This is a genomic window from Vibrio intestinalis, assembly GCF_025195085.2.
Classification (GTDB): Bacteria; Pseudomonadota; Gammaproteobacteria; order Enterobacterales; family Vibrionaceae; genus Vibrio; species Vibrio intestinalis.
Map to the genome: position 1 here is coordinate 1 of NZ_JANAVY020000003.1, position 25322 is coordinate 25322.

Annotated in this window: 18 protein-coding genes, 1 tRNA gene and 3 pseudogenes; 13 read left to right on the forward strand and 9 right to left on the reverse strand. The window is 45.7% G+C overall.

Annotated features, from left to right (window positions below):
- Positions 1-120: 120 nt before the first annotated feature.
- The 3 genes and pseudogenes from MU515_RS06420 to MU515_RS06430 form a co-directional block, all read left to right on the forward strand.
- Positions 121-750, forward strand: a pseudogene (locus MU515_RS06420) (oligopeptide:H+ symporter); the annotation flags it as partial.
- A 244-nt stretch (positions 751-994) separates the two neighbouring features.
- Positions 995-1864: a TraB/GumN family protein gene (locus tag MU515_RS06425; RefSeq protein ID WP_260259614.1), complete on the forward strand. Its 870-nt coding sequence runs from the start codon at positions 995-997 to the stop codon at positions 1862-1864.
- A gap of 97 nt (positions 1865-1961) precedes the next feature.
- Positions 1962-2195: a hypothetical protein gene (locus MU515_RS06430; RefSeq protein WP_279256976.1), complete on the forward strand. Its 234-nt coding sequence runs from the start codon at positions 1962-1964 to the stop codon at positions 2193-2195.
- A 232-nt stretch (positions 2196-2427) separates the two neighbouring features.
- Here the strand turns inward: MU515_RS06430 and MU515_RS06435 are convergent.
- Positions 2428-2504 (reverse strand) — tRNA-Pro (locus tag MU515_RS06435).
- 514 nt (positions 2505-3018) lie between these two features.
- On the opposite strand from MU515_RS06435, the gene smrA reads away from it, so the two are divergent.
- Both smrA and rluF read left to right on the forward strand, forming a co-directional pair.
- Entirely contained in the window at positions 3019-3600 is a 582-nt protein-coding gene (smrA, locus tag MU515_RS06440) for a DNA endonuclease SmrA (protein ID WP_260259616.1), read from the forward strand.
- A gap of 135 nt (positions 3601-3735) precedes the next feature.
- A complete protein-coding gene (gene rluF, locus MU515_RS06445) occupies positions 3736-4797 on the forward strand; it encodes a 23S rRNA pseudouridine(2604) synthase RluF (protein ID WP_260259617.1) in 1062 nt (353 codons plus the stop codon).
- A gap of 64 nt (positions 4798-4861) precedes the next feature.
- On the opposite strand, the gene upp is transcribed toward rluF, so the two are convergent.
- Positions 4862-5488, reverse strand: a complete 627-nt coding sequence (gene upp / locus MU515_RS06450) for a uracil phosphoribosyltransferase (protein ID WP_005599329.1) — start codon at positions 5486-5488, stop codon at positions 4862-4864.
- Between the two features lie 307 nt (positions 5489-5795).
- Between upp and purM the strand changes: the two genes are divergently transcribed.
- The 4 genes from purM (at position 5796) to MU515_RS06470 (ending at position 8069) form a co-directional block, all read left to right on the forward strand.
- Complete coding sequence (gene purM, locus MU515_RS06455) at positions 5796-6836, forward strand: phosphoribosylformylglycinamidine cyclo-ligase (protein WP_260259618.1); 1041 nt, start codon at positions 5796-5798, stop codon at positions 6834-6836.
- A 2-nt stretch (positions 6837-6838) separates the two neighbouring features.
- Positions 6839-7477, forward strand: a complete 639-nt coding sequence (purN, locus tag MU515_RS06460; RefSeq protein WP_260259619.1) for a phosphoribosylglycinamide formyltransferase — start codon at positions 6839-6841, stop codon at positions 7475-7477.
- Between the two features lie 194 nt (positions 7478-7671).
- On the forward strand, positions 7672-7878 hold the full coding sequence (locus tag MU515_RS06465) for a YaeP family protein (RefSeq protein WP_260259620.1): 207 nt from the start codon (positions 7672-7674) through the stop codon (positions 7876-7878).
- Positions 7878-8069 (forward strand): DUF4250 domain-containing protein, encoded by a 192-nt coding sequence (locus MU515_RS06470; RefSeq protein WP_260259621.1) that lies wholly within the window; start codon positions 7878-7880, stop codon positions 8067-8069. The genes MU515_RS06465 and MU515_RS06470 overlap by 1 nt, the downstream gene beginning before the upstream one ends.
- A gap of 67 nt (positions 8070-8136) precedes the next feature.
- Here the strand turns inward: MU515_RS06470 and MU515_RS06475 are convergent.
- Positions 8137-8361 (reverse strand): annotated as a pseudogene (locus MU515_RS06475) (DUF3622 domain-containing protein); the annotation flags it as partial.
- A 374-nt stretch (positions 8362-8735) separates the two neighbouring features.
- Here MU515_RS06475 and MU515_RS06480 point away from each other — a divergent pair.
- Positions 8736-11381, forward strand: a pseudogene (locus MU515_RS06480) (chitinase C-terminal domain-containing protein); the annotation flags it as partial.
- A gap of 84 nt (positions 11382-11465) precedes the next feature.
- Here MU515_RS06480 and ybaK read toward each other — a convergent pair.
- The 3 genes from ybaK to MU515_RS06495 all read right to left on the reverse strand — a co-directional run bounded on the left by ybaK (position 11466) and on the right by MU515_RS06495 (position 15368).
- Positions 11466-11939 carry a Cys-tRNA(Pro) deacylase gene (gene ybaK, locus MU515_RS06485; protein ID WP_260259623.1) on the reverse strand — a complete coding sequence of 158 codons (474 nt, stop codon included), beginning with the start codon at positions 11937-11939 and terminating at the stop codon, positions 11466-11468.
- A gap of 138 nt (positions 11940-12077) precedes the next feature.
- Positions 12078-13754: a bifunctional UDP-sugar hydrolase/5'-nucleotidase UshA gene (gene ushA / locus MU515_RS06490; protein ID WP_260259624.1), complete on the reverse strand. Its 1677-nt coding sequence runs from the start codon at positions 13752-13754 to the stop codon at positions 12078-12080.
- Positions 13755-14132: 378 nt separating this feature from the next.
- Positions 14133-15368, reverse strand: coding sequence for a DUF2066 domain-containing protein (locus MU515_RS06495; RefSeq protein ID WP_260259625.1), 1236 nt, complete (start codon positions 15366-15368; stop codon positions 14133-14135).
- Positions 15369-15703: 335 nt separating this feature from the next.
- On the opposite strand from MU515_RS06495, the gene MU515_RS06500 reads away from it, so the two are divergent.
- Positions 15704-16945 carry a uracil-xanthine permease family protein gene (locus tag MU515_RS06500; RefSeq protein ID WP_260259626.1) on the forward strand — a complete coding sequence of 414 codons (1242 nt, stop codon included), beginning with the start codon at positions 15704-15706 and terminating at the stop codon, positions 16943-16945.
- A gap of 171 nt (positions 16946-17116) precedes the next feature.
- On the opposite strand, the gene purL is transcribed toward MU515_RS06500, so the two are convergent.
- The gene (gene purL, locus MU515_RS06505; protein WP_260259627.1) at positions 17117-21013 is read right to left on the reverse strand and encodes a phosphoribosylformylglycinamidine synthase; all 3897 of its coding nucleotides are present in this window, start codon (positions 21011-21013) and stop codon (positions 17117-17119) included.
- 328 nt (positions 21014-21341) lie between these two features.
- On the opposite strand from purL, the gene mltF reads away from it, so the two are divergent.
- Together mltF and MU515_RS06515 are read left to right on the forward strand one after the other, a co-directional pair.
- Positions 21342-22880 carry a membrane-bound lytic murein transglycosylase MltF gene (gene mltF, locus MU515_RS06510; RefSeq protein WP_260259628.1) on the forward strand — a complete coding sequence of 513 codons (1539 nt, stop codon included), beginning with the start codon at positions 21342-21344 and terminating at the stop codon, positions 22878-22880.
- Between the two features lie 173 nt (positions 22881-23053).
- Entirely contained in the window at positions 23054-23188 is a 135-nt protein-coding gene (locus MU515_RS06515; RefSeq protein ID WP_260259629.1) for a hypothetical protein, read from the forward strand.
- A gap of 50 nt (positions 23189-23238) precedes the next feature.
- Here the strand turns inward: MU515_RS06515 and tadA are convergent, their stop codons facing one another.
- Both tadA and MU515_RS06525 read right to left on the reverse strand, forming a co-directional pair.
- The gene (gene tadA / locus MU515_RS06520; protein ID WP_432816135.1) at positions 23239-23775 is read right to left on the reverse strand and encodes a tRNA adenosine(34) deaminase TadA; all 537 of its coding nucleotides are present in this window, start codon (positions 23773-23775) and stop codon (positions 23239-23241) included.
- Between the two features lie 60 nt (positions 23776-23835).
- Entirely contained in the window at positions 23836-25125 is a 1290-nt protein-coding gene (locus MU515_RS06525; protein ID WP_260259630.1) for a hemolysin family protein, read from the reverse strand.
- Positions 25126-25322 lie beyond the last annotated feature (197 nt).

The window sequence follows — 25322 nt, forward strand, 5'->3', positions numbered from 1 at the left end:
TGATAATCATGCACGAGTTTCTCATATTTTTAACTTCATGATCAGATCGTGATTACCTTGAAAAGTTCCCAATAAAATAAAGTCTTTTATTTTCAGTGGTTAAAGTTCGATCCCACCCTTGGTTTTGAACAAGCTGGCGGTCTGATGAATATCTACACTCAACAATACACAGATCGTATGATTGGCAGTTTCGAAGTGCCAGCAGCATGGTTCCAATCACTTAACCCGTTCTTCATCATTACTTTGGCACCTTTGCTTGCTGCCTTCTGGGTGAAACTCGGTAAACGTGAACCTAACTCTCCAGTGAAATTCGCTCTGGCCCTATTCTTTTTAGCACTTGGCTTCTTGTGTATGGTCGGTGCTGTGATGGAGCAAGGTGGTGATACTAGCGTGAAAACATCAATGCTATGGCTTGTGGGCGCATTCTTCTTCCACACGCTGGGTGAACTATGTCTATCACCAATCGGCCTATCACTGGTAACAAAACTGGCACCACTTCGCCTTGCATCATTAATGATGGGCGCATGGTTTGGTTTCAATGCCATCGCTAACTACGTAGCGGGCTACATTGGCTCTCATGTGGGTGAGCTTGGTGCAATGTCTATCTTTGGTGGTATTGCCGTGAGTGCCACCGTATCAGGCGTGTTGCTGCTAATGTTCTCAAATACTCTGGTTCGTTGGATGCATGGCGCAGAAACACCAATCAGCACTGAAGAACAAATTGAAGAGCAACAAGCGCAGCTAGCGTAAACACTCTCTTGTTCATTCCAATACCCAGCCTCGGCTGGGTATTTTTTTATCTTCCTTAAACAAATTGCGAGTTATTTCACAACGAGAAATTAGTTTGTCATTCGAAGGGCTTAATTTCCGTCATGAATCAATTCGAGACAAATCACATTTCGTTGCGAAGTATTTTACTTTTGAGCGAATAGAATCATGCTTATAGCACGACTCAATTTACTGGTTTACTCACCTTATTAACGCAGGAATCCCTATGCAAAGATTGATGATATTACTCATCTTAGGCTTACTCTCTTTCGCATCATCAGCAGAGCCGCTGTATTGGCAAGCAAGTAAAGGCAAGCTTAACTATCTTATCTTAGGTTCATTGCATGTTGGTGACGACAGCATGTACCCACTGCCTAGTGACGTGACGACGTTCTTTAAACACTCCGACGGCTTAATTGTTGAAACTGATATTCGCAATACCAACAACATACAATACCCGCCTGTCACCACTATTAGTGCGGACGTTCTTAACTCAAACCAACAAAAAGAACTAACCGGAATCGCCAATCTATTGGGGCTGAATGGGCAGCAACTGTTACAAAGCCCCCCTTGGATAGCTGCCGTAGCTATTCAAATGAAACAGTTTGAATACTTAGGCTATCAGGCAGATAAAGGCGTCGATATTTGGCTACTCAACCAGGCGGGAACAACGCAGAAACCTGTCCTGAGCTTAGAGAGTTTGCAGTTCCAAATTGATCTGTTTGCTCAATTACCTAACGATGGTGAGGAACTGCTCACCAGTGGTTTAGACCAATTTGACTATGCAGAGGATAACAATCGCTGCTTAGTCAAAAGTTGGCAAAATGGCGATGCAGACAAAATAATTGAGCTGGCGGAGAAGAGTGAGATGTCCGCTCAAATGGAAAAAGTGTTACTCATTGATCGCAACCGCGCCTGGGCAACGCAGCTCTCAGAGCAAAGCCTATTAACTAAAAAAGAGGGCAACTATTTAGTGGTGGTTGGCGCTTTGCATTTAGTTGGCGAGCATAACCTCATTGGTTTAATGAAAAAACAAGGCTTTAAAGTTACTCAGCGCTCACACAGCAAACCCGCCAATTGCGACTTTAAGCTCTAAAGCCATAAGTCCCCGACCATAGTGCGCAAGCAATTCACCAAACCGCAGATGCAAAAAAGCCGCAATATTTCTATTGCGGCTTTCTTTAAAATGGTCGGTGAAGAGGAATTCGATCGGACTGGCGCTCCAGCACCCGACCATAGTGCGCAAGCAATTCACCAAACCACAGATGCAAAAAAGCCGCAATATTTCTATTGCGGCTTTCTTTAATATGGTCGGTGAAGAGGAATTCGATCGGACTGGCGTTCCAGACCCCGACCATAGTGCACAAGCAATTCATCAAACCGCAGATGCAAAAAAGCCGCAATATTTCTATTGCGGCTTTCTTTAATGTGGTCGGTGAAGAGGAATTCGATCGGACTGGCGCTCCAGCCCCCGACTATATGTTCTCTTCAAACAAACGAAAAAGGCTCTGCATTTCTGCAGAGCCTTTTTCTTAATATGGTCGGCGAAGAGGAATTCGATCGGACTGGCGTTCCAGACCCCGACCATAGTGCACAAGCAATTCATCAAACCGCAGATGCAAAAAAGCCGCAATATTTCTATTGCGGCTTTCTTTAATGTGGTCGGTGAAGAGGGATTCGAACCCCCGACCCTCTGGTCCCAAACCAGATGCGCTACCAAGCTGCGCTATTCACCGAGATGTTGTTTGGACTATTGCCCGTCAACGGAAGCGTATATTACGGATTCTCACCTCTAACGCAAGTGATTTTCCTCAAAATCAAACTGACTGCCTAAAACATCAACAAGTGACGACAAAACGTGATCAAAACCGCACTCATACAAACAAGTTTATAACCAAAAAAATACAATTGATCCAGATCAGTGTCATTTTTTATCCAATCATTAACTTAGAGTGTGTCTTCGGAACTTTGGAGGAAATAAAGATACTGTGTTGGTCGAGTAATGCTTTAGTCACAGGCACAGATCTTACGCAATATCGTTAGCAGTTCGCTTTTGATGTTGTGATTCGGCGATTTCTTCTATAGCAAGGTGATGATTGACAAATCTCCTCACTAGATCGCTTAGCATAGCTTTACAGCCTTACGCTTTGCACCGAAGTAGATAACTTATCTACTTCGGTTTTTTATTGATCAATGCTAGTGCTCTAGCGGTATAATTAGCGTATTGAATCCACTCCATGAGATGCCGTTATGTCTCAAGACGACGATTTTGCTCTATTCCAGCAAATGATGGGCGATGTAAAGCCTCTTCACAACGATACCGCTGAACTAAAAAAACAGCACCAAGTCAGCGACGCGCAAATGGCTAAGCGAGAAGCCGCTATTTGGCTGACAGAAGATGACCCTGAATACCTTTCCATTGACCATGCTCCAATGATTAAGCCAGAAGACATGATTGAGTTTAAGCGTGACGGTGTGCAAGAAGGGGTTTATCGTAAATTACGCCTTGGTAAGTACCCTATTCAAGCCCGTCTGGATTTACACCGCAAAACATTAAAACAAGCTCGCGATGAAGTGGTGCAATTTCTGAAACAGTGCATTCAGATGGACATTCGAACTGTCGTCATCGTACATGGCCGTGGCGAACGCTCTAATCCACCAGCACTAATGAAAAGCTACTTAGCCCAGTGGTTACAGCAAATTAAAGACGTGCAATGCGTACATAGCGCACAACGCTTTCACGGCGGCACTGGTGCCGTTTACGTCATGCTAAGAAAAAGCAGTGAAAAGAAATTGGAAAACCGCGAGCGTCACCAAAAACGCATGAGCTAAAGTAAACGCCATACCTACCCTTATTTTGTGGTTGGTATAAGTCGAATTGAGCTGTTAAACTCCTCGCCCAAACATCAATGGTGCCAAGAAAGGCGCCATTTCAACTAAGCCGTTGGGAAACGTTAAGAGAAAATCATGACACAAGATAATGCAAAGCGATTAAACAAATACATTAGCGAAACAGGTTTTTGCTCACGTCGCGAAGCCGACAAACTGATCGATCAAGGCCGCGTAACGATTAATGGCAAAGTGCCAGAAATGGGCACTAAGGTATTACCTGGCGATGATGTTTGCATCGATGGTAATCCGGTTAAATCAAAAGAAAAGCCAATCTACATCGCACTGAACAAACCAACGGGCATTACTTGTACTACTGAACGTGATATTCCGGGTAACATTGTTGACTTTATTGGTCATAAATCACGTATCTTCCCTATTGGACGCCTCGATAAACCCTCTGATGGCCTTATCTTCCTAACTAACGATGGCGACATCGTTAACAAAATTCTTCGCGCTGGAAACAACCACGAAAAAGAATATGTTGTTCGTGTAGATAAGCCTATCACTGACGATTTCATCAAAAAGATGAGCTCGGGGGTGCCTATCCTAGATACGGTCACTTTGCCGTGTAAAGTATCGAAAGAAACCAAGTTTTCTTTCCGTATCGTGCTTACTCAAGGTCTAAACCGTCAGATTCGACGCATGTGTGAAGCTCTGGGCTATGAAGTATTTAAACTTCGCCGTGTACGCATTATGAACATCAACTTAGATGGTATTCCAAATGGTCGCTGGCGCTACCTGTCTGATCAAGAGATCAACGAAATCCTTGCGATGTGTGAAGGTTCAAGCAGTACTGAAGAAGCATCGAAAACTGACGCGGCAGGTAAGCGAATTCGTAAAGCTACCGATGCTAAGCTGTTTGATAGCCGTGAAGAGAACCAAGATTCAACCGCACGCCGTAACCAAAAACAGCGTACTTTCAAAGGCCGCAATGCCGATGAATACCGCCATGCGCCAAATTCGAAGAAAGGCCGCAATGGTGATCGTTTTAGTGACCGTAACAAAGATCGCAAGAACGATAAGAGTGGCGCTAGCAAGCCTTTCCACAAGCCAAAGAGCCAACAAGGTCAATCAAAAAGCAATAGCACTCAAGGTTCAAAACCAAGAGTGGGTGGAACACTAAGCCTTAAAAAATAACGCTTACTGCACAAACATTAAAAAAGGGAGCCATTGGCTCCCTTCTTATTTATTCATTTCAATACTATTTAGTACCGAAGATCTTATCGCCTGCGTCACCAAGACCAGGAACAATGTAACCTTTATCGTTTAGCTTCTCATCGATAGCTGCCGTGTAAAGCTCAACATCTGGGTGTGCTTTTTCTAGGGCTTCAATACCTTCTGGCGCCGCAACAAGTACAAGCACCTTGATCGCCTGACAACCTTTCTCTTTAAGAAGATCGATAGTTGCAATCATTGAACCACCCGTTGCAAGCATTGGGTCAACAACTAGAGCAATACGCTCATCGATGTTTGATGCAAGCTTGTTAAAGTATGGCACTGGCTCAAGTGTTTCTTCATCACGGTAGATACCTACCACGCTGATACGAGCACTTGGCATATGCTCTAGAACACCATCCATCATGCCTAGACCAGCACGAAGAATTGGCACTACCGTTACTTTCTTACCTTTGATTTGGTCAACTTCAACTGGACCGTTCCAGCCATCAATGGTTACTTTCTCAGTTTCAAAGTCTGCAGTTGCTTCGTAAGTTAGTAGGCTACCTACTTCAGTAGCTAACTCACGGAAGCGCTTAGTGCTGATATCACCTTCTCTCATTAGACCAATTTTGTGTTTTACAAGAGGGTGTTTTACTTCAACAACTTTCATTTCCATCTCCGGCTTATGTGGCATATTTTAAATAAACCGTCAGATTATAAACGATTTCGTTCTCTATTTCTTGATTTAATAGGGCTAGGATTAGTCTTTTCGACTGATTTTTTTACTAAATCACAGTTTTTCAAAACGATAGCTGTTAGCCCCTATTTTAAATCCTACCAAGGCTCAAAAGCATAAACCAAAATGGCGACACCATTTCACATGTAAAAAACTCGCGCAAACGTTTGCTATTGCGGTTTATCCACTGTTAGAATAGCGCCGATTTCTCATATCCAACTTATTAATCCGAGGACTTCCCGTGAGTGGCAATAACACTTCTCTAAGCTATAAAGATGCTGGCGTTGATATTGATGCAGGTAACGCACTTGTTGACCGTATTAAAGGTGCTGTAAAGCGTACTCGTCGCCCAGAAGTAATGGGTGGTATTGGTGGCTTTGGCGCACTGTGTGAACTGCCAACAAAATACAAACAACCTGTTCTTGTTTCTGGTACTGACGGCGTAGGTACAAAACTACGTTTAGCGTTGGATATGAACAAACATGACACTATCGGTATCGATCTTGTTGCTATGTGTGTGAACGACCTTATCGTTCAAGGTGCTGAGCCACTGTTTTTCTTAGACTACTACGCAACAGGCAAACTAGACGTTGATACCGCAGCTGACGTTGTTTCTGGTATTGCAGAAGGCTGTGTTCAAGCAGGCTGTGCACTAATCGGTGGTGAAACTGCTGAAATGCCAGGCATGTACGAAGGTGAAGATTACGATGTAGCAGGCTTCTGTGTTGGTGTTGTTGAAAAAGAAGATGTTATCGACGGCACTAAAGTTGCCGCTGGCGACGCTCTTATCGCGGTAGGTTCAAGCGGTCCTCACTCAAACGGTTATTCTTTAGTTCGTAAGATTCTTGAAGTTTCAGGCGCAGACAAAAACGAAGAGCTAGCAGGCCGCACTATTGGCGAGCACCTTCTAGAGCCGACAAAAATCTACATCAAGTCAGCACTAAAAATGATTGAGAAGCACGACATCCACGCGATTTCTCACATTACTGGCGGTGGCTTCTGGGAAAACATTCCTCGCGTTCTTCCTGAAGGCACAAAAGCGGTTATCGACGGTAACAGCTGGGAATGGCCTGTAATCTTTAACTGGCTACAAGAAAAAGGCAACGTAACCACTCACGAAATGTACCGCACATTTAACTGTGGTGTTGGCCTTATCGTTGCGCTACCACAAAACCAAGCTGAAGCCGCTGTAGCATTGCTACAAGAAGAAGGCGAGAAGGCATGGGTTATCGGTAGCATTGCTCCAGCGCAAGCAGGCGAAGAACAAGTAGAGATCAATTAAGCATGAAGAGTATCGTTGTTTTAGTTTCGGGAAACGGAACCAACCTGCAAGCCATCATTGATGCGTGTGAAAGTAATATCACCAATGGTCGCGTTACGGCTGTCTTCTCTAATAAAGCCGAGGCTTACGCACTTGAGCGCGCTAAAAAGGCGGGTGCGGCTGGTATCTCCCTTAATCCGAAAGACTTCGATACTCGCGATGCGTTTGACCATGAGCTAATGCGCCAAATGGATGAATTCAAACCAGATTTGATCATCCTAGCTGGTTACATGCGTATTTTGAGTGGTGAGTTTGTACGACACTATATGGGCCGTATGATCAACATCCACCCTTCTCTATTGCCGAAATATCCAGGCTTGAATACTTACCAACGTGCGATCCACGCTGGCGATGAAGAGCATGGGACTAGCGTGCATTTCGTCACCGAGCAACTAGATGGCGGACCAGTAATTCTACAAGCAAAAGTGCCTATCTTTGATGAAGATACAATAGAGACGCTGACAGAACGCGTACAAAACCAAGAGCACCGCATTTACCCTATGGTAGCGAAATGGTTTGTTGATGGCCGCTTAGAAATGCGCAGTGGCAAAGCCTATTTAGATGAGCAGCTCTTAGGTATTCATGGCTACGCTCAAGACTAATTGCTTCGATACAATCTCCAAAAAGGTGAGCCGATTAGCTCACCTTTTTTTGTTTTAGTACCGACTTAATTGTGTGAATGGTTATAAAGCCATCAGCGCAGTCGGATTATTGTTTTAAAACAAATTACAGCTTTGAATCTGCACAGCGCTATGTGTATATTGAGAGCAATTATCATTAACCACGAGTTGAACCCATGAAAGTTTACGATTGTTGCGATTTAGTTCGCGAGCTATACGCTCAAATTGGCAGTGGCGATCAAGCCTACGTTCCTCAAGCAATCTCTTGTGCTGTGCGTGCTCTAAACGAAATCGCAAGCAACACTGGTCTAGAAAAGCAAGTACGTGAGCGCGCAGCATTTGCAGCAGCAAACCTACTTATCTCGGACTTCGAGGACAAGTAATGAATCTGGCCAATTTCGACACTATGGACCCAATCATGTTGATGAGCATTGTTAACATGAAGCTACGCGACGATTTTGGTGGCGATTTAGATAAACTAGTTAACTTCTTTGACATCAGCCGTGATGCTTTGGAGAAGAAACTAGCAAAAGCTGGGTTTGAGTTTTTGCCTGAAGCAGGACAATTCCGCTAAGCAATCAACCCGCTAACGACAGATACAAAAAAACCGCTCGATGAGCGGTTTTTTATTACTCTGCAGAACGAGATTTGCGCTGCTGCGCTTTACGAGCATTACGCTCTGTTTGGTTTTTGATAAAACCTGCTAGCTCTTTTTCTGCCCACGCATTAGCTTCTTGTTCTGTTTCAAAACCTGTTTCGCGTTTTGAAACTACTGTCTTGCGTGACGTAACTTGACGAGTAATTTCTGCACACCAGCCATTGCGTTTTTCGCTTAAGCGGATGGCAAATTTTTTACTTTTTGACATGTTTAATTCCTAAGAATGGTTCAGGGACACCTTGTTGTGCTCGTCTAATTGATCGACGATATGGCCGCTCATCCCTGGGTCGCGCGGTATTAGAGCACAATCAATCAATCTTCGCTGCATTTATTTGCGATTTCGAGCCCAAAAAGTTTCATGCCAAGTTTTTTATCGGTAAAAACAAACTTGAATGAAAACAGCAAATGAGTTGTTTGCTACTTACATAAACGCCATGTTCAATGCGAAGTAGCACGTAAATTTACAACACTTCCCGCCATCTCCTAGCCCTTAATCTATAGTTGCTTTGCAACAGAAAAAATCTGTTGTTTTGTTGTTCAACTGCATACGCAATTTAGTAATTGTAAATTAAGGAAGAACCAATGAATCACATAATTACAAAGGCTTGGCTAAGGAAAGCACTCACTTTAGGGACATGTAGTGCAGCTAGCTTATATGCCATCAACGTCAATGCCGCTATCGACTGTACCAATATTGAAGTATGGGATAGCGCTAAAGCTTATACCTCTGGCTCTCAAGTTCAAGAGGCCAATAACGCCTACCAAGCCAATTGGTGGACTCAGGGAAATAACCCAGCGACTCATTCTGGTCCACATCAAGAGTGGAGCTTTGTGGATAGCTGTTCGAGCACTGGCTCAAACCTCCCTCCTGAGGTTGACATCGCAACCTCTGCGAATGCAATCAGCCTTGGTGACCCAGTCGTGCTCAGTTCGAATGCCACTGACCAAGATGGTCAAATCACTCAAGTTGAGTTCCTAGCAAATGGTGTAGTCATCGCAACCCTAACCGCTCCACCATACCAAGCGAGCTACACTCCGACTCAAGCGGGTACTATCAGTTTTGTTGCAAGAGCAACCGACAATGAAGGCGCTGCGACCGATTCAGCAGCCTCTTTAGTTTCAGTCAATGATGGTCCCATCGTACAAAGTTGTCGTCCGGATGGCCTATTCCAGACTCCTGGCACCAATGTGCCTTATTGTACTATCTACGATGAAAACGGTCGTGAATTGATGGGCGCAGACCACCCTCGTCGTGTTATTGGTTACTTCACTAGTTGGCGCGCGGGCGATGACCCACAAACTTCATATCTAGTAAATGATATCCCTTGGGAGCAACTCACTCATATTAACTACGCGTTCGTCAGCATTGGCTCTGATGGCAAAGTGAATGTTGGTGATGTTACTGATCCAACCAACCCTGCGGTTGGCCTTGAATGGCCGGGCGTAGAAATTGACCCAGCTTTAGGTTTCAAAGGTCACTTTGGTGCGCTAGCAACTGCGAAGGCTAAGCATGGTGTTAAAACGCTAATTTCGATTGGTGGTTGGGCGGAAACCGGCGGTCACTTTGGCCCAGATGGTACTCGCATCGCTGATGGTGGTTTCTACACTATGACAACCAATGCAGATGGCTCTATTAACCACGCAGGTATTCAGACCTTTGCAGATTCTGCCGTTGCTATGATGCGTCAGTATAAGTTTGATGGTTTGGACATCGACTATGAGTACCCAACGAGCATGGCAGGAGCTGGTAACCCAGATGACAAAGCGTTCGCTGAACCTCGTCGTCCATACTTGATGGCGTCTTATCATGAGTTGATGCGTGTCCTACGTGAGAAACTCGATATTGCCAGTCAGCAAGATGGTCATCACTACATGCTAACCATCGCGGCGCCATCCTCAGCGTACCTACTGCGCGGTATGGAAACCATGGCAGTAACCAAGTATCTCGATTACGTGAACATCATGACCTACGACTTACATGGTGCATGGAACGAACACGTAGGTCACAATGCTGCGCTGTATGACACAGGTAAAGATTCCGAGCTAGCAATGTGGAACGTGTACAACACAGCCGCTTATGGCGGTATTGGTTACCTCAATACAGATTGGGCGTACAAATACTTCCGCGGTTCTATGCCAGCAGGTCGAATCAACATTGGTGTGCCTTACTATACCCGTGGTTGGCAAGGTGTAACCGGTGGTGAAAATGGCCTATGGGGTCGTGCTCCTCTACCAAACCAAGCAGAGTGTCCTCCGGGTACTGGTGAAGGTGAGAAGAACAAATGTGGTAATGGCGCTCTTGGCATCGATAACCTTTGGCATGATAAAGATGCAGCCGGTAATGAAATGGGCGCAGGATCTAACCCAATGTGGCACGCACTTAACCTTGCAAACGGCGTTTACGGTAGTTACAGCGTGGCTTATGGCTTAGACCCGGTGAATAACCCATTACATGCCTTAGTAGGTACGTACTCACGCTTCTACGATGACATTGCCGTTGCACCATGGCTATGGAACGTTGAAAAGAGCGTGTTCCTCTCCATTGAAGACAAAGCCTCAATCAATGTTAAAGCGAACTATGTTGCCGACAACGAGATTGGTGGCATCATGTTCTGGGAGTTGGCAGGGGATTACAACTGCTATCAATTTGATGCCAACGGTAATCGCGCGGGCATCGACCTTACAGAAGCAGCATGTATGACAGGTAATGGCGAGTATCACATGGGTAACACCATGACAAAAGCCATCTACGATAAATTCTTGTCAGCAGCGCCTTACGGTAACAAAGTGGCACACACGGCATTACCGGGGCAAACCATCGACATTAGCGTAGACATCAGCGGCTTTAAGGTGGGCGATCAAAACTACCCAATCAATCCAAAAATCACCTTTACTAACAATACGACCTCTACCCTACCTGGCGGTACTGAGTTCCAGTTCGATATTCCAGTATCGTCACCTGACAATGCCAAAGATCAGTCTGGCGCAGGTCTTAAAGTGATCGCTTCTGGTCATACTAGAGCGAACAATATAGGTGGTTTAGATGGTGTGATGCACCGCGTGGCATTCTCTCTTCCAACTTGGACAAGCCTAGCCCCTGGCGAAAGCTATGTTCTCGACATGGTGTATTACTTGCCGATCTCAGGCCCAAGTAACTACACAGTTAAAGTAGGCACAAGCGAGTATGCATTTAAGTTTGAACAACCTGATTTACCGGTAGCACCGCTACCTTAATCTGAGCTTCAAAAACCAAGTACCAAAAAGCAAGAAGGCAGACTTAACGTCTGCCTTCTTCATATCAATACGCTTATTCTACAAGCATAAATCGATAAACTGCCCACGAGTGAGAGCGGCCAAGTCTTTCGGCGCTAACTCGATTTCTAGCCCCCGACGACCTGCGCTCACAAACATGGTGTTCTGCTCTAATGCACTTGAATGGACAAACGTCGGCAATACTTTCTTTTGCCCTAGTGGGCTAATGCCCCCAACGACATAGCCTGTGGTTTTTTGTGCGATTTCTGGATCGGCCATTTCAGCCTTTTTAGCCTTAGCCGCTTTTGCCGCCAGTTTAAGATTCAACTTTTGCTCGACTGGAATCACCGCAACCGCTAAGTTTTTCGCTTCACCATTTAGGCAAAACAATAACGTCTTAAACACTTGCTTCGGATCGTTACCCAAGGCTTCTACCGCCTCCAAACCAAAACTTTCCGCTCTAGGATCATGCTGATATTGATGTACGGTGTGGGAAATTTTTTTCTTTTTCGCAACGTTGATTGCTGGTGTCATGATTGTTCCTTACACCAATCAGGGTAAGCCACTATCAATACGGTCATCGTAATGGACTATCCTACTTGGTGAACATAAAAAAACGGCGCTGTATAAGCGCCGTTTAGTAAAAGCTATCTACTCTTTCGAGTCAATGGTTTACTTGTAAACCATCTCGCCTTTTGATTCAAACGCGTTCACGTCGATTGGGCTGTTTGCTTCTAAGAACTCTTTCAATACTTCAGCATCAACAAAACCTGTGTTCACGTAACCTGCGTGATCAGACAGTTTAGGGTAACCGTCACCACCAGCTGCGTTAAAGCTTGGAACAGTAAAGCGGTAAGTTGCTGCTGGGTCTAGCGCTTTATCACCAATCTTAACGTCAGATACTTGGCCGTTTTCAACAGTCATCGAAATGCCAGCAAATTGCGCGTATGCACCAGAATCGATTGGTTTAGTTGCCACTACGTTTAGGTAATCAAGAACTTCTTTACCCGTCATATCCGTGTAAGTCAGGATGTTGCCAAATGGCTGAACTGTCAGTACATCTTTGTACGTTACGTCACCACCTTCAATTGAAGCACGTACACCACCTGAGTTCATCACACCGAAGTCTGCTTTCGCACGCTCCATGTGAGCCGCTGCAATAAGACGACCTAGGTTAGTTTGCTGGAAACGAACGACATTACGGTCACCTTCCAGTTTACCGTTAGTTTCAGCGATCTTAACGTCTAGCTGTGCTTGGCCTTTTTCTTGGTACGGACGCAAGAACTCTAGCATTGCTGCATCTTCTGCGATTTCGTCTTCAATAAGAACACGTTTCTTCTCGCCATCGATCTTAACTTTCTTCTTCAAGTTAACTGGAATCAGATCGTAGCTTACCATCTGTAGCTCACCGTTACGGAACTCGTAATCAGCGCGGCCTACGTATTTACCCCACTCGTGCGCTTGCACGATGTAAGTACCATTTTGTAGATCTGGCTTACATTCGTCAGAAGGTTGGAAGTTCTTAGTCACAACATTTGGCGCTTCCATACATACTGGCTCTTGAGAGTGACCACCAACGATCATGTCTAGAGAGCCTTCATCTAGGTAGCGAGCTAGTGCTACGTCACCCGGTGCGTTTACGCCACGCTTACCATCTTCATAGTGACCCATGTGAGTAACTGCGAAAATAAGATCTGGTTTTTCAGTTTTCTCAAGTTCAGCAATCAGCGCTTTCGCTTCTTCTTTAGGATCGCGGAAATCGATGCCACCGATGAACTCTGGGTTACCAATTTTTTGCGTATCTTCGGTCGTTAGACCGATAACTGCAATCTTGATACCTTGCTTGTTAAACATCGCGTAAGGCTGGAACATACGTTCGCCAGTCTTCTTATCGTAGATGTTTGCAGAAAGCATTGGGAAGTTCGCCCACTCTTTCTGTTGGAATAGCACTTCTAATGGGTTATCAAATTCATGGTTACCTAGCGCCATCGCATCGTAACCAATTTTGCTCATACCTTTAAAGTCAGGTTCAGCATCTTGTAGGTCTGACTCTGGAACACCTGTGTTGATGTCACCACCAGATAGAAGCAATACGCTGCCACCCTGTGCACGGATTTCAGTACGTAGTTGGTCGATAAGTGTCTTACGAGCAGCCATACCATACTCGCCGTATTTGTTTTGCCAGAAACGACCGTGGTGGTCATTCGTATGCAGAACCGTTAGCTTGTAAGTTGTATCTTTGTCCCACTCATGTTGAGGAGCATTTGCTTTCGCGTCTTCACCACAGCCAGATAGAGTTGCAAGAATTGCTGCACTCAGTGCTGCTTTTACCATAAGGCGTTGCTTCATTGTCATACCTTTAGAAATAATTTTATCCACTGCCACTTTGCCACTATCAGTTATGAATCACCAACTTAGCATTGGTTGTTTTATGTACTCTGAAAGCGACAAAACTTGATGTAGTTTAAATTAACCTTTCACATCTGACATTTGCATTTCATATTTATGTAGATGCGATCACCTTATTAAGTCATTGAAAGTGTAACAAGTAGACAGCGTTGCATTCGTTTCAACAAGCGATCACAAGCAATCGTTTACGCTTTAACCAAACGACAGTTTTACAAATTCAGCGGTAGTTTTGATGAGAATGGCGGAAATGATCACAGTAGATAAAAGAAAGGCCTAGCATTGCTAGACCTGATTCTCTTTACTTTAAAGCTCGGTACTTTAAAACTCAGTATTTGTGTCGGTGTCTGGCTCACTGACCTCTAGTTGAGTCTCAACTGTTTCTTGAGGCTCTGGAGTATAAGCTTGGCTTTGCCATTCAAACACTAGCGTCGGTTCGCCCATGATGACTTCAGGCTCTGCGATTGGTTGTGGGTCATTAACGATAATCGCGCCTTCAGTGGTTTCAGCCGTGGTATTGACTGGCACTTCAACCGGCATTGGCTCTACTACTTTCTTATCGTCATATTGTGCCGGCATGGGTGTGGTTTCATCTAATCTTGCTACTGCTTGCTCAAACGCTTCTTTTGAGCTGAGCAGATGCACCTTGAAAGTCACCTCTGCACCACGAATATCGAGGATATCCACCGATGCCACCGAACTAAGCAGCTTTAACTTACGTTCAACAATAAAGAAGTCTGTTGCGTTATCCAAGGAAGTAAAGCGAACTTTCACTGACTCAGATGATTCCGAACTGACTACCACTGCACTGTTTTTAGCGTAGTAGTCACTGATGTCATTAATCATTTTTTCTGCTGAGTTAGCACCATTATGTGAACCAGTTAAAGGCGCTTGGCGCGTGATACCAATCGTTGCTGGCTTTTGGTCATAAAGCGTCCAACGTAGATCATTGCCACGAGCACGAATCACTAACACTGCATCTGCTGGATAACGTTCACTTGCCTCACCGACTGGTCGAGCAAAGCCGCCCCAAAAGTCAGCAATGTTCACACCTGTCACATCAGCAAAATCGCCCACAGGCACTGTAAGTGGTAAGCCTCGGCTTTGCGCTTCATCCTTCATTTGAGTCAATAAAGCGGAATCAGAATATTGCCACGCGATGCTGCGGTCAGATTGCGCTTCTTCAATCAACCAAACCAGTACGTTGGCGCGCTCTGATGGCCACGTTGCTAGCTGGGCTTGATTAAGTAGCGATTGAATTTGCGAAGAGTTAAAGACCATTTGCCGAGTTTGCTGCTCACCCTGCTGGCCATAACTGATTTGCGATAGATATTGCGCACTTTGGCCAAGTGCTTTTTTTACCACACTATTATTTGTTGCCGTTTGATCGCCAGAGGCTCTCACGATCACTTCTTTCATACCCTCGACACGGGCTTGCGCGTCAGGTTTCTCGATGCTCTGATCCAGTACAACTTCGGTTTGGTACAAATCAACATTGACGAGCGCTAACGCAGGCGCGCTAATCAAACCCAATGCGAATAAAACTAAATGACGCATATTTTTCCTAGAATCAGTTTCACGATTACAGCGACGATGATAAGCAACTTCCCATATTCGAGCAATACAAGCCGTCAAGCTTGTTTACCAAAATGTGCACACCACAACGCAATCGCTACGCCTTATATCAACCCATTCGCATAAAAAATCACTTTGGGGCGCACAGCATGTTATTGACATTTTTGAAACCTTTTTGAGTGGTTAATTTGTAATCTTTTGATCTAGTTCAGATTGAAATCGTTTGCGACGGTGATAAAATCCCGCGAATTTTGTTTTTGGATCAGAAATATCTGCGTTTTTGATTCTTTTTAAACGCCACATACAGGAATAATAATATGAAAAATGCCATTCAAGGCGCACAAATGCTATTCGTTGCATTTGGTGCTCTGGTGCTAGTACCTCTCCTCACGGGACTAGACCCAAGTGTTGCTCTCTTCGGTGCTGGTATCGGTACCCTCATTTTCCAAATCATCACCCGCCGTTCTGTTCCTATCTTCCTTGCTTCTTCTTTTGCTTTTATTGCTCCAATTTTATATGGCGTCCAAACATGGGGCGTACCAGCCACAATGGGCGGCCTTATGGTTGCAGGTTGTGTATACGTGGCAATGGGTGCACTGATTAAAGTTCGTGGCGTTGAAATTATCCATAGATTGCTTCCACCTGTGGTTGTTGGCCCAGTGATTATGGTAATTGGTCTTGGCCTAGCTCCGACAGCAGTGAGCATGGCGCTAGGTAAAGTGGATGGCGCACAAGTGATTGACGCAAATGCCGCAATGGTTATCTCAAGCGCATCGCTACTGACCACTATTTTCATTAGCGTGTTTACTCGTGGCTTCCTAAAACTCATGCCAATTCTTGGCGGTATCATCGTCGGTTATAGCCTGAGTTTGTTTTACGGCATTGTTGACTTTACGCCTGTACATGAAGCCGCTTGGTTAGCGCTTCCAAACTTCACCTTCCCAGAATTCAACATCAACGCGATCCTATTCATGATCCCAGTTGCAATTGCACCTGCCGTTGAACACGTTGGTGACATGCTTGCCATTTCAAACGTGACTGGTAAAAACTACATCAAGAAGCCAGGCCTGCACCGCACAATCACAGGTGACGGGGTAGCAACCATTGCTGCATCTATGGTTGGCGCGCCGCCAAACACCACTTACTCAGAAGTAACAGGTGCGGTAATGTTAACTAAAGCGTTTAACCCTAAAATCATGACTTGGGCAGCTGTTACGGCTATCGTACTTGCGCTAGTGGGTAAGTTAGGTGCTGTACTACAAACCATCCCTATGCCTGTTATGGGCGGTATCATGATTCTGCTATTCGGCTCTATCGCAACTGTTGGTCTAAATACCCTAATTAAAAACAACGTTGATCTACACCAGTCGCGTAACCTTGTAATTGTGGCGATTACCCTAGTATTTGGTATTGGCGGCATGGCATTTGGTGTAGGTGAATTCAGCCTTCAAGGTGTAAGCCTATGTGGTATCGTAGCAATTCTACTTAACCTTGTGCTTCCTCGTGACCTTGGTGAAAACCACGTAGTGGATAACGCTCAAATGGAAGACGAAAAATAAGCGTCCACCAAGCTACTACTTAACTAAATGTTTAACGGAAAGACCAGCGAAAGCTGGTCTTTTTTGTCTGCGTATAGACCTTCACCCTACTGTTCAAACGCCTAATAAACGTTAGGTAATAAAAAAGCCGCTCTATCTAAGAGCGGCTTTGCTGTAAGCGTAAGGGCTTAATTAGCCAATGTTCTTACGTGCGTTTTGGAACATACGCATCCAAGCGCCGTTCTCACCCCAGCCTTCAGGAGACCATGAGTTCGCGACTGTGCGGAATACACGCTCAGGGTGCGGCATCATAATAGTTACGCGGCCATCTTGCGTTGTAAGACCTGTGATTGCGTTTGGCGAACCGTTCGGGTTGTTCGGGTATAGTTGTGTCGCGTTACCGTGGTTGTCCACATAGCGCACTGCAACGGTACCTGACGCTTCAATCGCTGCTAGGTGGTCAGCACCACGTACTTCTACTCGGCCTTCGCCGTGAGATACTGCGATTGGCATACGAGAGCCAGCCATACCATCGAAGAACACTGAATCAGACTTCTGAACTTCAACTAGGCTGAAACGAGCTTCAAAACGCTCAGATTCGTTACGAACAAAGCGTGGCCACAGGTCTGCACCTGGGATTAGCTCTTTCAAGTTAGACAGCATCTGACAGCCGTTACACACACCTAGAGAGAAAGTATCTTCACGCTGGAAGAAGCCTTCAAATTGGTTGCGAGCTTGCTCATTGAACAGGATAGATTTAGCCCAACCTTCACCCGCACCCAGTACGTCACCGTATGAGAAGCCACCGCAAGCCACAAGGCCTTGGTACTCTTCTAGTGCTGCTTGACCCGTTAGGATATCGCTCATGTGAATATCGGTTGCTTCAAAACCAGCACGGTCAAAAGCTGCTGCCATCTCAACGTGAGAGTTAACACCTTGCTCACGTAGGATTGCCATCTTAGGCTTAGCACCTTTCGCGATGTATGGCGCTGCGATATCTTCGTTCACATCAAAGCTCAGCTTCACGTTCAGACCAGGGTCAGAGTTGTCTTTCTTCGCTTCATGCTCTTGGTCTGCACACGCTGGGTTATCACGTAGGCCTTGCATCTTATGCGTTGTCTCAGCCCAGATAGTACGTAGTTCAGTACGGTTACGTGATAGCACTTCCGTAGCAGCCGACGTGATCACCAGCTCATCAGAAGCATTTACGCTACCAAGAACATGTGAGCACGCTTCAAGACCAAATGACGCTAGCGTTGAAAGAACAACATCTAAGTCTTCATCACGTACTTGAATAACCGCGCCAAGCTCTTCGTTGAATAGCGCCGCTAGAGTATCATCACCTAGTGCTGCAACATCTGCTTTCACACCACAGTGACCTGCGAATGCCATCTCTGCAAGAGTAACGAATAGACCACCGTCACCCTTATCGTGGTAAGCCACTACTTGGTCGTTCGCAACAAGTGCCTGAACCGCTTCGTAGAAGCCTTTTAGCTGTGCTGCGTTGTCTACGTCTGCTGGCTTATCACCAAGCTGCTTGTAAACCTGTGCTAGTGCTGTTGCACCTAGACGGTTTTGACCGTTACCTAGGTCGATAAGAACTAGCGAAGTATCACCTTTGTCAGTGCGGAGCTGAGGCGTGATTGTCTTACGAACATCTTCAACACGTGCAAATGCCGTGATGATGAGAGACAGTGGAGACGTTACTTCTTTCTGCTCGCCGTTCTCTTCCCACTTAGTCTTCATCGACATTGAGTCTTTACCAACTGGGATAGTCAGACCAAGTGCAGGACATAACTCTTCACCAACGGCTTTCACCGCTTCGTAAAGACCAGCATCTTCACCTGGGTGACCTGCTGGAGACATCCAGTTTGCAGACAGTTTAATGTGTTTGATATCACCGATGTTAGTCGCTGCGATGTTGGTGATTGCCTCACCAACCGCTAGACGAGCTGAAGCACCGAAGTCTAGTAGAGCAACTGGTGTACGCTCACCCATAGACATGGCTTCACCGTGGTACGTGTCGTAGCTTGCTGCTGTTACTGCGCAGTTAGCTACAGGAACCTGCCATGGGCCAACCATCTGGTCACGCGCTACAAGGCCAGTTACCGAGCGGTCACCGATCGTAATAAGGAATGTTTTCTCTGCAACAGTAGGAAGACGTAGAACGCGATCCACGGCTTCGTTTAGCTCAATACCGTCACGGTTCACTGCAGGGTTGTTCGCTTTCAGCGTTTTCGCATCACGGTGCATCTTCGGCGTCTTACCTAGAAGCACATCCATTGGCATGTCGATTGGCGTATTGTCGAAGTGTGAATCTTCAAGTTTCAGTTCACGCTCTTCTGTTGCAACACCTACTACTGCGTATGGTGCGCGCTCACGCTTACAGATTGCATCGAATACGTCCATATTCTCTGGCGCAACTGCCATTACATAACGCTCTTGAGATTCGTTACACCAGATCTCAAGTGGGCTCATGCCCGGCTCATCGTTTGGTACGTCACGTAGCTGGAAAATACCACCACGTTCGCCATCGTCTACAAGCTCTGGAAGTGCGTTAGAGATACCGCCCGCGCCCACATCGTGGATGAATGCGATTGGGTTCTCGTCACCAAGCTGCCAACAACGGTCGATAACTTCCTGACAGCGGCGTTCCATCTCTGGGTTTTCACGCTGTACAGATGCGAAATCTAGGTCTTCTGCTGATTGACCAGACGCCATTGAAGATGCTGCACCGCCACCAAGACCGATGTTCATCGCAGGGCCACCCAGTACGATTAGGCTTGCACCTACAGGGATCTCTTTCTTCTGAACGTGCTCGTCACGGATGTTACCCATACCACCAGCAATCATGATTGGCTTGTGGTAACCACGAACCTCTTCACCTGCGTGAGAGTTTACTTTTTCTTCGTAAGTACGGAAGTAACCAAGAAGGTTTGGACGACCAAATTCGTTGTTAAATGCCGCACCGCCTAGAGGGCCTTCTAGCATGATGTCTAGTGCGTTAACAATGCGACCTGGCTTACCGAAGTCTGTTTCCCATGGCTGTTCAAAGCCAGGAATACGTAGGTTAGACGTTGTGAAGCCAACCAGACCTGCTTTTGGCTTGCCACCGATACCGGTTGCGCCTTCGTCACGGATTTCACCACCAGAACCAGTAGAAGCGCCCGGCCATGGAGAGATAGCCGTTGGGTGGTTGTGCGTTTCCACCTTCATTAGGATGTGCGCTTTCTCTTGGTTGTAACCGTACTGGCGAGTTTCTGGGTTCGGGAAGAAACGACCCACATCAGAACCTACCATTACTGCTGCGTTATCTTTGTATGCAGACAGTACGTTTTCTGGCGTTGTTTCGAATGTGTTCTTGATCATCTTGAACAGAGACTTCTCTTGCTTAACGCCATCGATAGTCCAATCTGCATTAAAGATTTTGTGACGACAGTGTTCAGAGTTCGCCTGTGCAAACATCATTAGTTCGATGTCAGTTGGGTTGCGGTCTAGCTTGTTTACGAACGCATCGTATAGATATTCGATTTCATCATCAGCCAGTGCAAGACCTAGGGTAACGTTTGCGTTTTCAAGCGCAGCACGACCGCCTTTTAGTAGGTCAACGTCAGCAACTGGTGCTGGCTCTGCCACTTGGAAAAGCGCTGCTGCTGATTCGAAATCAGTGAAGATAACTTCCATCATGCGATCGTGCAGGATAGCTTTTAACTCAACCAGTTGAAGCTCAGAAAGCTCTGCCGATGATTCGATGTAGTAAGCGGTACCGCGCTCAAGACGTGCAATCTTGTCTAGACCACAGTTATTTGCGATATCAGTTGATTTTGAAGACCAAGGCGAGATAGTGCCCGGACGTGGAGTCGCAAGTAGAAGAAGACCTTCTGGTGCGTGTTCCTCAATAGTAGGACCATAAGTTAGGAGCTTTTCTAGTTTCTCAACTTCTTGATCATCTAGATCTGCTGTTAGGTCAGCAAAGTGCGCAAATTCAGCGTAGATGCCAGTAACAGGCAGGCCAAGTTCACGACAAAGCTCTAAAAGCTTGTTTACACGAAATTCAGATAGAGCTGGGGAGCCACGAAAAATTCTCATGTGCTTAGGTCTCTTATGCAATAGGTTAAGGTGATATTGGAATAAATTCAGTGGGTTAAACTGTTTTCTTCGAAGCTATTCCCGAAAATACATCCCGAAGGTTTCGCAAACCTATGCCGATCCCACCTCTCCTATGCGGGCGCATTATATAGCAATTAATTTTGTGATGTAACACCAAAAGCAAACGTTTGCTTAATTTTTTTCGTCAATTTTGAATTACAGCAAAGTTGCTCAAAAAGACCACAGCTATCTCGATAGTTTCGCCAGATTCTTGCCTTGTCTGATTACTTTGATATAAAGGCTCTACGCATATATGAGAAACCTATCGATGAATAGACACATTTTGTCCCGAGCAAAGTCTTTTGTTTTACTTTGTTTTACAGCCGTACTGCTTTCAGGCTGTCAGATTGAATCCGAGCCTAAGAGCACCTTAGATCAAATTCGTGAACGTGGCGTGCTTCGTGTTGGCACGCTCAATAACCAGCTCTCTTACTATATAGGTCCTGATGGCCCTACTGGCCTTGACTACGAAATTGCTCGCCAGTTCGCCGATGAGCTAGGCGTTCGCCTTGAAATGAAACCCGCTTATCGCATTTCCAATCTCTACCCTGCGTTGGAGAATGGCGAAATCGATCTTATTGCAGCGAGCCTGACTCAATCACCCGAGCGACTAGAACGCTTTAGAGCAGGTCCAGCTTACTATTACGTCAGCCAACAACTGGTGTACAAAACAGGCGCTTGGCGTCCACGTAAACTGAGCTTGTTACTGAAAAAACAAGCGGAGCTGATTGAAAAGAACGATGGCCTACCAGTTGTCACTATCGTTGGCGATTCTCACTTTAACAAGACCCTATCGGCCATCAAACAAGAGCACCCAGAATTTGAATTCACCATCGATCCTGATGCCGATGTTAACGACCTACTCAAAGCGGTGTCTAAAGGTGAAATTCCATTTACTATCGCCGATTCAGTCGAGATTTCTCTGTCACAGCGCATCTACCCTGAAGTCGCCACTGCCTTTGATTTGACCGAAGACCAACCGATCTCATGGTTTTTGCGTCAGTCTGAGGATGAGAGTTTGTACGCTTTGCTGATTGAGTTCTTCGGTAACTTAAAACAATCGGGCCAATTGGCGGCATTGGAAGAGAAGTACATCGGTCATATCAATAGCTTTGATTACGTCGATACGCGTGCCTTTATTCGCGCTTTAGATTCTAAGTTACCTAAGTGGCAGCCTCTGTTCCAAAAGTATTCTGAAGAGTTCGATTGGCGTTTGATTGCTGCACTGGCATATCAAGAATCCCATTGGAACCCAAATGCTCGCTCGCCAACCGGTGTGCGCGGCATGATGATGTTGACGTTACCGACGGCTAAAATCGTTAAAGTCTCTAATCGTCTTGACCCTGAACAATCGGTACGTGGTGGTGTGGAATATTTACGTCGTATGGTCGCTCGAATCCCTGATTCCATTGATGAGCATGAAAAGATCTGGTTTGCACTTGCTTCATACAATGTGGGCTTCGGCCATGTGATGGATGCTCGTCGTTTGACGAAACGCCAAGGTGGTAACCCTGACGCTTGGTCTGATGTGAAAGACCGCTTACCTCTGCTTCGCCAAGCCAAGTACCATAGCCAAACTCGTTATGGTTATGCGCGTGGTGATGAGGCTAGAAAATACGTTGAGAATATTCGCCGCTATTACCAAAGCATTATTGGTCATGTTGAACAACAGGCACCTGATGAAGGGGATGTGGATATCAACGAATTGACGGTAATTGAAGTAGACCCTGGGCTATTGTCTGGAGCGGTATCCAGCCAGTCTTCGGCGCAAGCAACTGAGGTCAGCGCCGCTTCAACTAGCCAATAAACTTTACTTAGATCAATACAACAAGGGGTAACTCATTTTTTGATGAGTTACCCCTTGAATTTTGAGCTAGAGATCATAGATACTCTGTGGCCCACTTTTAGATGAAAACGCACATAAGCGTCACTTTAAAGCGGGAAATACAAGTAACATTAAAATAAGCAGGAGGTTGTTTTATGAGCAGACGTAGAATGCAGTCAAAACGCCTTAATAAAACTGTTGCAGCTAACCGACGTAAACGTAGGCTAAGTAATAACAAGAAAAAAGTTATCGCTCGCCACCGTGCATTTATGCTGTTAATTAGCGACTAGTGAGAAAGTTAGCAAACATGATTACTAATGTTTGCTAACTGAATTCCTGTTTAATCCTGTTCTAAAGATGGCTTATCTGCCTCTTGCTGCTTTTGCTCTAACCGCTGCGCTTTTATCTCTTTACGACGTCGACGAAAGAAAGCCTGTAGTTGAGCTCGACATTCTTCTTCCAGCAATCCTTGCTCAATAGTCGCGTAATGATACGCTGCTTGATGTTCAAACAAATTCAATACCGTGCCTGCCGCCCCCGCTTTTAAATCCGGAGCGCCAAAAACGATTCGTTTTACACGACTATGCAAAAGAGCGCCTGCACACATTGGGCAGGGCTCTAGCGTAACGTACAACGTTGTATCAAGCAGGCGGTAGTTCTCTAATGCTTTGCCAGCTTTGCGCAGCGTTTGAACTTCGGCATGGGCCGTGGCATCGTGAGCGCCAATGGATTGGTTCCAACCCTCAGCGATAATTTCACCATCTTTCACTAATACTGCGCCTACAGGCACCTCCCCTTCTTGCTCGGCTTGTTCAGCAAGCGCCATCGCTCGGCGCATAAAAAGTTCATCTTGCTGGGTGAACTGAGGTTTAGACAAAGGAGACTCCTGATTGTATTAAGATAGGCTGGAAAGCATACCGAATCTTGCTCTCAGAGGCTAACTTTGTTGCTCTGGCAGCGAAGCAAGTTCTGACACTTGAAGTTCGATAATCCGATTACTGTCGGCTTGTAACACCACAAATTGCCATTGTTGATATTCGATCACTTCGCCTTGGTTTGGTAAGCGCCCCAAACGCCAAGTGAGCATACCATTAAGTGTTTGGAAGCCTTCTTCTTCACCCTCAATATCTGAAAGGTCCAAGCGGTTTTTCAACTCACTAATAGGGATCAGCGCATCCATAACAAATGAGCCATCCTCCTGAACCTCTGACCACAGATCTTGTTTGTCAGTCGACAGCTCACCTGCGATCGCTTCCAGAATATCGTAGTGGGTAACTAAACCTTGAATATCACCATACTCATCGACAATAAACGCCATTTCAGAACCGGACTGTTTAAAGTGAGTCAGTAGCTTTAACCCTTTCATCGATTCAGGCACATAGACAGGCTGTTTAGCCATTCCCACAACAGATTGGACCGTTAATTGGCTGCCATAGCTCAGCAGAGCTTTAGATGACACGGTACCCATTACTTTATCTAAACCGCCACGACACAACGGGAAAACGCTGTGCTTAGTCGCGCGAATTTGCTTTTGGATGCTCTCTATCGGCTGGTCAATATCAAGGCAATCTATATCTCTGCGCGGCGTCATCAATGAGCTCACAAGGCGATCATCAAGCTGCAGGATATTACGGATCATCTCTTGCTCACCGCGTTCAATCGCGCCAGACTCAGAGCCCTCTTTTACGATGGCGTGAATATCATCCTCGGTCACTTGGTCATCTTGATTGCTCTGCCCAAGCAGTTTAAGCAAACCTTCGGTCGAAACCGATAGCGCCATAACGAATGGTCGTGTGATACGTGATAACCAGTAAATCGGCATCGCTACCAATACCGCGATGCTTTCAGCGCGAGACTGAGCGAAGCGTTTCGGCACTAGCTCGCCAACAACAATGGCAAAGTAAGTAATACCAATAACGACAATCAGCGTTGAGAGTAGTTCAGCACTGCCAGCATCCATACCACTCGCCATTAAGCTTTGAGCTAGAGGACCTGATAAGGTCGCTTCACCAACGATACCGCTCAAAAGACCAATAACGGTAATACCAATTTGGATGGTGGATAAGAATCGGGTGGGATCATCTTTAAGTTGAAGCGCAATCTGTGCTGAACGATGCTTTTCAGCCAGACGTTTTAGCCGACTAGTTTTCGCTGCCACCAACGCGATTTCAGACATCGCAAATAGGCCATTCAAAACAATCAAGCCAACCAATAAGAGCACTTTCATTAATTCATTTCTCGTAACAGCACACATGTGCTGAGCGCGAATATAGCTGTGAATGAGAAAATAATAAACAAAAAAAGAGCTAACCTAATGGCTAGCTCTCTAAAGTCTATTGTCCCGGAGCCAATAACACGGCTAAAGGACCAAATATGACGCTGACAAATATCTAAATAGTTGGTGCTGTAGTAAGGCAACAAATC